The organism is Streptomyces corynorhini, assembly GCF_003346515.1.
GTDB lineage: Bacteria > Actinomycetota > Actinomycetes > Streptomycetales > Streptomycetaceae > Streptomyces > Streptomyces corynorhini.
The window spans coordinates 1-11,265 of record NZ_QQNA01000022.1; the positions used below are offsets into that span (position 1 = coordinate 1).

Below are 11,265 nucleotides of genomic sequence, written 5' to 3' on the forward strand. Positions count from 1 at the left end.
GCCCCCGCGCGAGGGCGACGACCTGGCGCTGGTCGCCGACGCCGGCCTCCCCGTCCACGCGAGCCGACCGCCGAGCCCCCGCTCCCCCGCGACACCCCACGCACCACAGCCCCCCCCCAGAGCCCTCCGCACGTCCCTCCACCACCTCCACCACCTCCCCACCTCCCCGCCTCCCCACGACGAGAGTCCGCCGAAATGTACGAGCTGTCCCGGGTCCGCCTCTACTCCATCGGCCCCGCCGGTGCGCGCTACGCCGACACCGTGCTCGATCTGCGCGGAGTGGGCGCTCCCGTGCCCCACCCCGCCCCCACCCAGGCGGAGTTCTTCGAGGAGGAGCCGGTGGGCCCGCCGCGCCGCCCGGCACCGGCCGGCGTGCTCTTCCTGGAGAACGGCGGCGGGAAGTCCGTGCTGCTCAAGCTGATCTTCTCGGTGATGCTGCCGGGCCACCGCAACACGCTCGGCGGCGCCAGCTCCGGCGTGCTGCGCAAGTTCCTCCTCGCCGACGACTGCGGCCACGTCGCCCTGGAGTGGCAGCACACCCTCACCGGCGAACTGGTCGTCGTCGGCAAGGCCAGCGAGTGGCGCGGCAGGCAGGTCTCCAACGACCCGCGCAAGTTCGCCGAGGGCTGGTACTCCTTCCGGCCCGGCCCCGGACTCAGCCTGGACTCCCTGCCGGTCGCCGAGTCCACCGCCGTACGCCCGCCCGTCGAAGGCGTCTCGGGCGCCCGGGGCAGGCGCCGCACGATGAAGGGCTTCCGGGACACCATCACCGAGGCCGGCAAGGTCTATCCGCACCTCGACATCCACTGGGAAGAGATCCACGACCGCTGGAACGAGCACCTGGGCGACCTGGGCCTCGACCCGGAACTCTTCCGCTACCAGCGCGAGATGAACGCCGACGAGGGCGAGGCCGCGGGCCTCTTCGCGGTCAAGAAGGACTCCGACTTCACCGACCTGCTGCTGCGCGCCGTCACCGACACCCGCGACACCGACGGACTCGCCGACCTCGTCGGCGGCTTCGGCAACAAGCTGGGCCGCCGGGCCGAACTCACCGCGGAGCGCGACTTCACCGCCGGTTCCGTGGACCTGCTCGGCCGCATCGTCGAGGCCACCCGGACCCGCGCCCGCGCCCGCGACGTCCACGCGGGCGCCGAGCGCCGCGCCCGCACGCTGGTCCGGCGGCTCGCGGCCCGCTCGGGCGAGGAGCGGGTACGCGCCGCCGACCTCGCCCAGCAGGTCACCTCGGCCGCCCATACCGTGACCGCCGCCGAGGAGGCCCGCGGCCGCGCCGCGCTGATCGCCGCCGAACTGGCCTACCGGCACGCCTCCCTGGCGCTGACCGCCGCCGAGAAGCGCGCCGCCGCCCAGCGCCGCGAGCTGACCGACGCCCGTACCCTGCACTCCGCCTGGCAGGCCGCGGAGAACGTGCTGCGCCACCGCGCCGCCGCCGACCGCTCCGCGCGCGTGGCCGTCGCGATCCGGGAGGCGGAGCGGGACGCCGCCCCGGCCCTGGCCGCCCGCGCCACCGCCGCCGCCGATCTCGTACGGGCGCTGCACGCCGCGGCCGAGGAGGGCGAACGCCTGGCCAACGAGGAGGAGGAGCGCTCCGCCACCCTCCAGGAGACGGGCGAGGCCGCCCACCGCGACGCGACGTCCGCCGCCACCGACGCGCAGCGGGCCCGCAGCGAGGCCGGGCATCTGCGCCAGCGCCTCGGCGAGGTGGAGCAGGAGACCGCGGAGGCGGTACGGGCCGGCTGGCTGGACGACACCGCGCCGGACGCGGACCCGGCGCGCGCCGCGCTCGCCGCGAGCGACGCCGAGAAGACCGCCGTCGCGGCCTGGGACACGGCGCGCGACGCCGCGCGGTCCGCCGCCGAGCTGGCCAGGGAGAGCGCCTCGGCGGAGTCCCGCGCCGAACTGGCCGCCGCCCGCGCCGCCGACGCCGCGCGGGCGGCGCGGCACGCCTACGGAGCCGAGCGCGCCGCCGCCGAGTCCATCGCCGGGGACGAGCGCCTCGCCGAGCTGCTGAGCCTGCCCGCACCCGGCGCCGCCGCCACCTTCCCCGGCCAGCGCGCCGGTACCGGGGACGGTACGCCCGGCACCGGCACACCCGTGCGCGGCGCCTCGGGCACGCTGGGCGCCGAGGACCTCGACCGGTACGCCGACGAGCTGCGCGAGCTGCTCGACCAGAGCGTCACCTCCGCCGAGCGGCACCTCTTCGAGCTGCGCACCGCCGCCGCCGACGACGCGCGGATCCTCGGCGCCCTCGGCGACGGCGGGCTGCTGCCGCCGGGGCCCGACGTGCTGGCCACCGTGGAGTTCCTCGGCGAGCACGGCATCCCCGCCCTGCCCGGCTGGCGCTACCTCGCCCAGTCCGTCGACCCCGCCGACCACGCCGCCGTGCTGGCCGCCAGGCCCGAGCTGGTCGACGGCGTCGTGATCACCGACCCCGACTCGCACACCCGCGCCCGCGAGGCCCTCTCCGGCGCCGCCCTGCTGCCCCGCTCCACGGTCGCCGTGGGCACCGCCGCCGCCCTGCTGGCCCCCGTACCGGCGCCGGACACCGCAGACGACGGGGTCTTCCTCGTACCGCCGAACCCGGCGATGCACGACGAGCACGCCGCCGACGAGGAGCGGCACGCGCTGCGCAGCCGCGCCGCCGCCCGCGACGAGGAGATCCGGATTCTCGCCGCCCGGCTGACCGGAGACCGCTCGCTCGCGGCCCGGCTCGGCTCCTGGCGTGCCGACTGCCCGCCCGGCATGCTCACCGAGCTGGCGGCGGGCGCCGCGGCCGCCGAGGAGGCCGAGCGCGACGCCACCGCCGCGCTCGCCGAGGCCCGTACGGTACGGGCGGAGGCCGAGGAGGCCGCCGCCGACACCGGGCGCGTGCGCGACGAACGGCAGGAGACCGCGCAGCGCGCCCGGCGCGCCGCCGACGTCCTGTCCGGTCTCGCGCACCGGCTGCGCGAACGCTCGGGCTGGGGCGCCACGCTCCGCGAACTCACCGACGACGCCGCCGAGTACGAGGCCCGCGCCGCCGTCTGCCTGGAGCGCGCCCGCGCCGCCGACGAGGACCGCAGGGCCGCCCAGCGCGCCGGGGACGACGCCCGCCGCACCGCCCGCGCGCTGCGCGCGGAGCGCGCCGAGATCGCGGGCGCCCCGGAGCACATCCCCGCCCCCGCCGTACAGCTGGGAGGCGCCGCGCTGCCCGCCCTGCGCGAGGCGTACCGCGCCGCCTCCCAGCTGTACGAGAAGGTCGGCGTCGGCGCCGACCTGCGCGCCGAGCAGGCCCGCGCGGAGAGCGACGAGAGCGCCGCCCTGGCCGAGCTGGACCGGCTCACCAACAAGGTGCGCACCCGCGCCGCCCAGCTCCTGGAGTCCACCGACGGCGCCGACGGCCCCTCCCGGCAGGCCGCCGCCGCCCGCGCCGAGTCCCTCGTACAGATGCTGGAGTCGCGGGCGGCCACCGCGAGCGAACAGCTCGGCCGGTTCCGGGGCGAGGCCGAGCGCCTGGCCCCCGAGTACGGCGCGGCGCACACCGAGCTGCCCGAGGAGGACGTCCCCGCCGACGCCGAGCAGGCGCAGGCGCTGCTGCGCACCGCCACCACCGAACTGGCCCTGCGGACCGACGCGCTGGAGACCGCGCGCGCCGCCCACGGCGAGCTGCTGCACGCCCACCGGGCGGCCGAGGACGCCGTCGGCGGCTTCGAGGAGACGGCCGCGCTCCTGCGCGACCTGCTGCGCGGCGCCGTCGCGGACGACGCGGGGGACGAGGAGGCGGCCCAGCCGCCCGAGCCGTACCCGGGCACCCTGGAGGAGGCCCGGCACTCCACCGCCGAGGCCCGTCGCTCCCTGCGCGGCTGCGCCTCCGAACTCTCCGCGGCGGAGGGCGCCGTACGGGAAGCCTGTGACGTCCTCGTCCGGCACGCCAACTCCACCCGCTACGAGCAGGTCCGCACCCCGGCCAGGCAGCAGATCCGCGAACTGCCCGCGTCCGCGCTGCCCGAGCACGCGGCGCCCTGGGCGCAGGCGTTCGCGCCCCGGCTGCGGGTCCTCACCGACGAGCTGGCGCAGCTGGAGCGCAACCGCGACTCCATCGTCGACCGGCTGCGCGGTCTGGTGGAGTCCGCGCTGACGACGCTCCGTTCCGCGCAGCGCCTGTCCCGGCTGCCCGAGGGGCTGGGGGAGTGGTCGGGCCAGGAGTTCCTGCGGATCCGGTTCGAGGATCCGGACCGGGCGGCCCTGACCGAGCGGCTCGGCGAGGTCGTGGACGAGGCGACCAGCGCGGCCCTGAGGAAGAACTCCGACCTGCGCAGGGACGGGATGTCGCTGCTGCTGCGCGGCGTCGAGGCGGCGCTGCGGCCCAAGGGCATCGCGGTGGAGATCCTCAAGCCCGACGCCGTACTGCGCGCCGAGCGCGTCCCGGTCGGGCAGATGGGCGACGTCTTCTCCGGCGGCCAGCTGCTCACCGCCGCGATCGCGCTGTACTGCACGATGGCGGCCCTGCGCAGCAACGACCGGGGGCGCGACAAGCACCGGCACGCCGGGACGCTCTTCCTCGACAATCCGATCGGCCGCGCCAACGCGACCTATCTGCTGGAGCTCCAGCGGGCGGTCTCGGACGCGCTGGGGGTGCAACTCCTCTACACGACGGGCCTCTTCGACACGACGGCGCTCGCCGAGTTCCCCCTCGTCATCCGGTTGCGCAACGACGCGGACCTGCGGGCGGGGCTGAAGTACATCAGCGTGGAGGAGCATCTGCGCCCCGGGCTGCCGCGGCAGGACCCGGACGGCGAGACCGTGCACGGCGAGATCACCGCCACGCGGATGTTCAAACGGACGCCGGAGCCTGCCGGGGACCGCTGACCTCGGGCTGCTGTCCCGGCACGGCGCGTGGGGCCCCGGCGGGCGCTGTGGGCGCGTGGGGCCCGGTGGTGCCCCGGGGTGCGGACCGCGACGTCCTGGCCCCGCGCCGTATCCGGGTCTCCGCGCGCGCCGCCCGCTTGGCCGCCCGGCGTGCCAGGCGCCGCTCGCGGCGCAGCCGGCGCGCCGTACTGCTGGGGGCGGAGATCACGCCGTGCCGCTGGTTCCACACCTGACGGGTCACCCACACGTCCAGCACGCTCCAGGTCGCCACCACCGTGGACGCCACACTGCTCAGCACCATCGGAAAGGCCAGCCAGGACCCCGTGAGCGTGCTGAGGAACGCGACCATGGCCTGAATCAGCGTCACCGAGGCGATGATCACCGCCCGGACCGCCGCCGTCCTGACCGGATCGGGCATCCGGTAGCGCGCCGCGGGCTCCTCCACCCACAGCGCGTGTGAGACCTTCTCGAACCCGCCCGCCGCCGGGGCGCCCCGCCGCTCGTCCGTCTTCATGGACCGTCACTCCCCACCACTGAACGACACAAGGGTGCCTGCCCCGGTTCGAGCGCTTCACGCCGGCCCCCAGAAACGAAATGCAGCCGAATGTGATGTGCGAACCGTCGCAGTACTCCCCAGTTCCCCCTGATCCCCGCACACAAGGACGAATGGTCACCTCGAAAGATTCCCGCCGGAACCAATGAGCGAACGATTTCGGCCATCCCTCTGACCGGTACCTGCTGTCCTGCCCGTTCTCCCGGCTCTCCGTGGCCGAAGTCAACTGGTGGAATACCGGGACAACACATGATCAAGTCGGCTGTGGGCGGCCGAAAAACATCCGGACGTGTCTTCGAGTTGCCGGTGTGACAGTAGTAGGCTCGCGCCGTTTGCTGACTGATTACCCCCGCATCGGCCGGGGTTCCACGCATCTCCCGCCCCGGGCGGGGTTCGACCAGGGGGAGGCCATGCGCTTTCGCGGGAAGTCCATCCGCCGGAAGATCGTGGCGCTGTTGCTCGTGCCGCTCATCGGACTCAGCGTCCTCTGGGGACTGGCCACCACGCTCGCCGGCTCCGAAGCCAAGCAGCTCATCGACGTGAGCTACGCCATCAAAACCATCGGCCACCCCGTCGAGGACTCGATCCGAGGTCTCCAGAGCGAACGCAGACAGACGCTCATCTACCTCGCCGATCCCCGTGCCGCGGACTCGCTGACCGAACTGCGCAGCCGCCGCACCGACACGGACCGCGCGCTCAACCGCGTCAAGCGCAACGCCGCCTCCGGTGTCCGCGACCGGATGGACGACATCACCTCCGACCGGCTGACCCACCTCCTCACCACCCTCGACGGCCTCGCGCTGATGCGCCGCTCCGTCGACGAGAGCACCGTCACCCGCGAAGGCGCGATGGAGTTCTACAACCGCCTCGTCGACCCCAGCCACAACGTCCTCGCCTCGCTCTACGGCGACGAGGACGTGGACGGCGACAACTGGGGCCGCGCGCTGATCGGCCTCGACCGCGCCAAGGAGATGCTCTCCCGCGAGGACGCGCTCGTCGCCTCCGCCCTCAAGGCACGCCGGATGACCGCCGAGGACGTACGCGGCACCTCCGACCTGGTCGCCAACCGCGTCCTGCTCTACGAGTCCAACCTCGCCGACCTGCCGCTCTCCGACCGCACCACCCTGGAGCGGTACTGGCGCACCCCGGCCACCCTCGAACTGCGCCAGGCGGAGGACCGGATCATCGCGGCCGGCCCCAGCGACAAGCCCGGCACCGTCAACGCCGAGACCTGGCAGTCCATGACCACCTCGGTCATCGGCGACCTCACCAAGGAGAGCGCCGAGGCCGCCGCGCTCTACGGCGCGCACATCGACCCCGTCCGCCGCGACGTCTTCCTCCGCGTCGGATTCGCCGCCGTGCTCGGCCTGCTCGCCCTGCTCGTCTCCGTCATCGTCTCCGTACGCGTCGGCCGCGACCTGATCAGGGACCTCTCCCAGCTCCGCAAGGAGGCCCACGAGGTCTCCGGCGTACGCCTGCCCAGCGTCATGCGCCGGCTCGCCGCCGGTGAACCGGTCGACGTGGAGACCGAGGCGCCCCGGCTCGACTACGAGAAGGACGAGGTCGGCCAGGTCGGCCAGGCCCTCAACACCCTCCAGCGCGCCGCCGTCGAGGCCGCCGTCAAACAGGCCGACCTGCGCCGCGGCGTCTCCGAGGTGTTCGTCAACCTCGCCCGCCGCAACCAGGTCCTGCTCCACCGTCAGCTCACGCTCCTCGACACCATGGAGCGCCGTACGGAGGACACCGAGGAACTCGCCGACCTCTTCCGCCTCGACCACCTGACCACCCGCATGCGCCGGCACGCCGAGGGCCTCGTGATCCTCTCCGGCGCCGCGCCGTCCCGCCAGTGGCGCAAGCCCGTCCAGCTGATGGACGTGGTGCGCGCCGCGGTCGCCGAGGTCGAGGACTACGAGCGCATCGAGGTCCGCAGGCTCCCGAGGATCGGAGTCGGCGGCCCCGCCGTCGCCGACCTCACCCACCTCATCGCCGAACTCATCGAGAACGCCACCGTCTTCTCGCCCCCGCACACCGCCGTCCAGGTGCACGGCGAACGCGTCGCCAACGGCTTCACCCTGGAGATCCACGACCGCGGCCTCGGCATGGCGCCCGAGATCCTCCTCGACGCCAACCTGCGCCTCGCGGAGACCCCCGAGTTCGAACTGTCCGACACCGACCGGCTCGGACTGTTCGTGGTCAGCCGGCTCGCCCAGCGGCAGAACGTCCGCGTCTCGCTCCAGCCCTCCCCCTACGGCGGGACGACCGCCATCGTCTTCCTGCCCGTCGCGCTGCTCACCGACGCCCCCGAGACCGAGGGCACCGGATTCCGCCTCGACCGCAAGAACGCCCCGGAACGGGGCCGGGGCCGCGCCGAGAACGGCGGCAGACGCACCGCACTCGCGCAGGTCCCCACCGGACTGGGCAGCGGCCCGTCCGTGCTCGACGGACCGGTCGAGCTCGAACCACCGGTCGGGGCTCTCGGCGCCGAGAGCGGGCCGGGACTCGGCGGAGGTGACGGTATCGGCGACATCGACGACACGGAGAGCGAGCGCGGCGGCCTGTTCCGCGCCCGCGAACGGCTGCGCTCCACCGCCCAGGAGGACAACGACGCCCACAACGGGCGCGACGTGCGCGACCTGTACGACGTACGCGACCGGCGCGACGACAGCCGCGAGGGCCGCGAACGCCGCGACGAGAACCGGGACTTCCGCGAGCGCCGCGACGGCCGCACCGGCCAGGAGCCCCGCATCCGCGCCTTCGACCGGGGCGCCCACGACCCGGGCCCCGAGCACACCGACCCCGAACTGCCCCGGCGCAAGCCGCCGACGCTGGTCGCGGACCGCGGGCGGCGCGTGGACGACCGGGGCCGGGACCGCTCGGGCCAGGAACCGGCGGGCGGCGGTACGGGCCGTACCTTCACCCCGGGCGTACCGGCACAGACCTCGCGGCGCGCACAGTCCGACGAGACGCCTTCGCTGATCGACGGGTTGCCCCGCCGGGTCAGGCAGGCGAGCCTCGCCCCCCAGCTGAGGGACACCACCCAGGACCGGGTCACCGACCCGGCACCCGCAGGGGGCCAGGAGCCCGAGCGGGACGCGGACGAGGTCCGCAGCCGCATGGCCTCACTCCAGAGGGGCTGGCAGCGGGGTCGCCGACAGAACGACGTCGACGACACCGACGGCCCCGGCGAGACACAAGGAACCACATCGGAGGGGGACGGTCGATGACCGCACCGAACGCATCACCACGCCATTCCACCGACCCCAACGCGGCGGGAGAGCTGAACTGGCTCCTCGACGAGCTGGTGGAGCGGGTCGCCAGCATCCGCAAAGCGGTCGTCCTCTCCGGTGACGGCCTGGCCACCGGCACCTCCAAGGACCTCACCCGCGAGGACGGCGAGCATCTCGCCGCCGTCGCCTCCGGCTTCCACAGCCTCGCCAAGGGCGTCGGCCGCCACTTCGACGCGGGGCGCGTCCGGCAGACCGTGGTGGAGCTGGACGACGCGTTCCTCTTCGTCACCGCCGCGGGCGACGGCAGCTGTCTGGCCGTCCTGTCCGACGCCGACTCCGATGTCGGCCAGGTCGCCTACGAGATGACGCTGATGGTCAAGAGGGTCGGCGTCCATCTCGGCACGGCGCCACGGACCGGCCTGCCCACCGGAGGGTGAACGGGCCGACATGAGTGAATCTGATCAGGATCAGCAGCACTGGTTCGACGGCGAAGCCGGACCGGTCGTACGCCCGTACGCGATGACGCGAGGCCGCACCAGCAGCGCGTCGCGCCACCGGCTCGACCTGATCGCGCTCGTGGTGTGCGAACCGGCCGCCGCCGACCCCGGCCGCGACCAGACGCTCTCCCCGGAACACGTGGAGATCGTCGACCGCTGCTACACGAGCCCCCAGTCGATCGCCGAGCTGGCCGCGACCCTGGACCTCCCCGTAGGGGTGGTCCGGGTGCTCGTCGGCGACCTCGTCGAGGACGAACTCGTCCACGTAACCCGTCCCGTTCCGCCGGCCGAGCTGCCGGACGTGAGCATTCTCCGCGAGGTGATCAATGGTCTTCGGGCGCTCTAGCCACAGGCCGCGTCCGGTCGATCCGGTAACGCTGAAGATCCTGGTAGCGGGCGGCTTCGGGGTGGGCAAGACCACCCTGGTGGGCGCGGTCAGCGAGATCAGGCCGCTCCGTACCGAGGAGGTACTGAGCGAGGCGGGCCGGCCGGTCGACAACGTCGACGGCGTCGAGGAGAAGACGACCACCACGGTCGCCATGGACTTCGGCCGCATCACCCTGCGCGAGGACCTGGTGCTGTACGTCTTCGGCACCCCGGGCCAGGACCGCTTCTGGTTCCTCTGGGACGAGCTGGCACAGGGCGCCCTCGGCGCCGTCGTGCTGGCCGACACCCGGCGGCTCGCGGACTCCTTCGCCGCCGTCGACTACTTCGAGCGGCGCGGCATCCCGTTCACCGTCGCCGTCAACTGCTTCGAGGGCGCCGACCGCTTCCCGGGCGAGAGCGTACGCTCGGCGCTCGACCTCGACCCCGAGGTCCCGCTGATCATGTGCGACGCCCGGGACCGCGAGTCCGTCAAGGAGGTGCTCGTGTCGGTCGTCGAACACGCGATGAACCGCGCGGCGCTCCAGCGCGAACACGCGCCCACCTGAGCGGCCCGCGCCGCCGCCGCCCGCCGCGGCCCGTACCCCGCCACCCCGGGGTACGGGCCGCTGCCGCGTCGTCCCCCGCAGGGGACGGGGTCAGTGCCCCAGGACCGAACGCCACGCCACCGGGAAGTCGAAGTAGGTGTCGGGGAAGGTCTCCGGCCGGTGCGTGAAGTGCCACCACTCCTCGGGCAGATGGCTGAACCCGACCTCGGCCAGCACCGACCTGAGCAGATCCCGGTTCGCCCGCTGGACCCCGGTCACCCGCGGATCATCCGTGTGCGCGAGGGTGTCGAAACAGTCGAAGCCCGTGCCCATGTCGACCGAGTTGTCGGGGAAGCGTGCCGCTTTCGGCCCGTGACAGGGCGTCAGCCGCTCGCCGGGAACATACGGCCTCGTCGGCCGGACCGGCAGCCTCACCAGCGTCACATCCACCGTGCTGCCCCTGCTGTGCCCGGACCTCTCCGAGATGTAACCGTCCTCGAACAGCCGCGACTTCGCCACCCGGGGATAGAACTCCGCCTTCATCCGCTCGTCCGGGAGATCCTCCGCCCACCGTACGAAGTGATCGACGGCCCGCTGCGGGCGGTAACAGTCGTACACCTTCAGCGAGTAGCCCTTGCGCAGCAGCCGCGACTGCGCCCGGCCCAGCGCCCGAGCGGTGTCCCGGGTGACGAGGCACAGCGGCTCCCGGTAGCCGTCCACCCGTTCGCCCATGAAGTTGTGCGGTGTCGGGTAGCGCATCTCCTCGACGATCGTCGGCGCGACCGTACGCAGCGCGACGAACGCGCCCGGCGCCACCGGCTCCGCACGCGCCCGCGCGGCGGGCACGGTGGCCGTGACGGCGAACAGCGCGACGGCGAAGGTCGCCAGTGACCGCGACAGAACCCTCAGTCTTGTCATGGGCACTGTCGTCTATCACCTGCCGGGCCCGGAGGGGAAGGGCGAACGGCCCCCGACCCCGCGTGTCGCCCCTCGCGCCGCGCCCGGCCGAGCGCCGCGCCCCTCACGCCTCCGCTCCCCGCACCCGCACCGGCCACGCGGGCTCCACCGGCCCGCCGTCCGTCACCCGCTCCACCCGCACCTCCCCGTCCACCCACCGCGACGTGTACCGCTCCACCTCGGCCCCCGTCACCCGGATCACGCACCACCAGCCCGCCCCCCGTACGCCCGGCCGCCGGGGCCCACACCTCCAG

7 protein-coding genes and 1 pseudogene are annotated in these 11,265 nt (G+C 74.1%); 5 read left to right on the plus strand and 3 right to left on the minus strand.

What is annotated here, in order from left to right; all coding sequences use genetic code 11:
- Window positions 1-195 precede the first annotated feature (195 nt).
- The gene (locus DVH02_RS04045; RefSeq protein WP_114622280.1) at window positions 196-4,866 is read left to right on the plus strand and encodes a coiled-coil domain-containing protein; all 4,671 of its coding nucleotides are present in this window, start codon (window positions 196-198) and stop codon (window positions 4,864-4,866) included.
- On the opposite strand, the gene DVH02_RS04050 is transcribed toward DVH02_RS04045, so the two are convergent.
- Complete coding sequence (locus tag DVH02_RS04050) at window positions 4,832-5,380, minus strand: hypothetical protein (RefSeq protein ID WP_233518025.1); 549 nt, start codon at window positions 5,378-5,380, stop codon at window positions 4,832-4,834. The two genes, DVH02_RS04045 and DVH02_RS04050, sit on opposite strands and share 35 nt — an antisense overlap.
- 449 nt (window positions 5,381-5,829) lie before the next feature.
- Between DVH02_RS04050 and DVH02_RS04055 the strand changes: the two genes are divergently transcribed.
- Genes DVH02_RS04055 through DVH02_RS04070 form a run of 4 tightly spaced genes read left to right on the plus strand, consistent with a single transcriptional unit; the run spans window position 5,830 to window position 10,075 of the window.
- Window positions 5,830-8,643, plus strand: coding sequence for a sensor histidine kinase (locus DVH02_RS04055; RefSeq protein WP_114622281.1), 2,814 nt, complete (start codon window positions 5,830-5,832; stop codon window positions 8,641-8,643).
- Complete coding sequence (locus DVH02_RS04060) at window positions 8,640-9,083, plus strand: roadblock/LC7 domain-containing protein (protein WP_114622282.1); 444 nt, start codon at window positions 8,640-8,642, stop codon at window positions 9,081-9,083. The genes DVH02_RS04055 and DVH02_RS04060 overlap by 4 nt, the downstream gene beginning before the upstream one ends.
- 10 nt (window positions 9,084-9,093) lie before the next feature.
- Complete coding sequence (locus DVH02_RS04065) at window positions 9,094-9,489, plus strand: DUF742 domain-containing protein (protein ID WP_114622283.1); 396 nt, start codon at window positions 9,094-9,096, stop codon at window positions 9,487-9,489.
- Entirely contained in the window at window positions 9,470-10,075 is a 606-nt protein-coding gene (locus DVH02_RS04070; RefSeq protein ID WP_114622284.1) for a GTP-binding protein, read from the plus strand. The genes DVH02_RS04065 and DVH02_RS04070 overlap by 20 nt, the downstream gene beginning before the upstream one ends.
- A gap of 90 nt (window positions 10,076-10,165) precedes the next feature.
- On the opposite strand, the gene DVH02_RS04075 is transcribed toward DVH02_RS04070, so the two are convergent.
- A complete protein-coding gene (locus DVH02_RS04075; protein ID WP_114622285.1) occupies window positions 10,166-10,972 on the minus strand; it encodes a M15 family metallopeptidase in 807 nt (268 codons plus the stop codon).
- A gap of 103 nt (window positions 10,973-11,075) precedes the next feature.
- Window positions 11,076-11,265, minus strand: a pseudogene (locus DVH02_RS04080) (hypothetical protein); the annotation flags it as partial.

What these genes read in the sequence shown, in the direction of transcription:
- DVH02_RS04045 (WP_114622280.1), top strand. Translation starts at nt 196, where the DNA reads ATGTACGAGCTGTCCCGGGTCCGCCTCTACTCCATCGGCCCCGCCGGT.
- DVH02_RS04050 (WP_233518025.1), bottom strand. Translation starts at nt 5,380, where the DNA reads ATGAAGACGGACGAGCGGCGGGGCGCCCCGGCGGCGGGCGGGTTCGAG.
- DVH02_RS04055 (WP_114622281.1), top strand. Translation starts at nt 5,830, where the DNA reads ATGCGCTTTCGCGGGAAGTCCATCCGCCGGAAGATCGTGGCGCTGTTG.
- DVH02_RS04060 (WP_114622282.1), top strand. Translation starts at nt 8,640, where the DNA reads ATGACCGCACCGAACGCATCACCACGCCATTCCACCGACCCCAACGCG.
- DVH02_RS04065 (WP_114622283.1), top strand. Translation starts at nt 9,094, where the DNA reads ATGAGTGAATCTGATCAGGATCAGCAGCACTGGTTCGACGGCGAAGCC.
- DVH02_RS04070 (WP_114622284.1), top strand. Translation starts at nt 9,470, where the DNA reads ATGGTCTTCGGGCGCTCTAGCCACAGGCCGCGTCCGGTCGATCCGGTA.
- DVH02_RS04075 (WP_114622285.1), bottom strand. Translation starts at nt 10,972, where the DNA reads ATGACAAGACTGAGGGTTCTGTCGCGGTCACTGGCGACCTTCGCCGTC.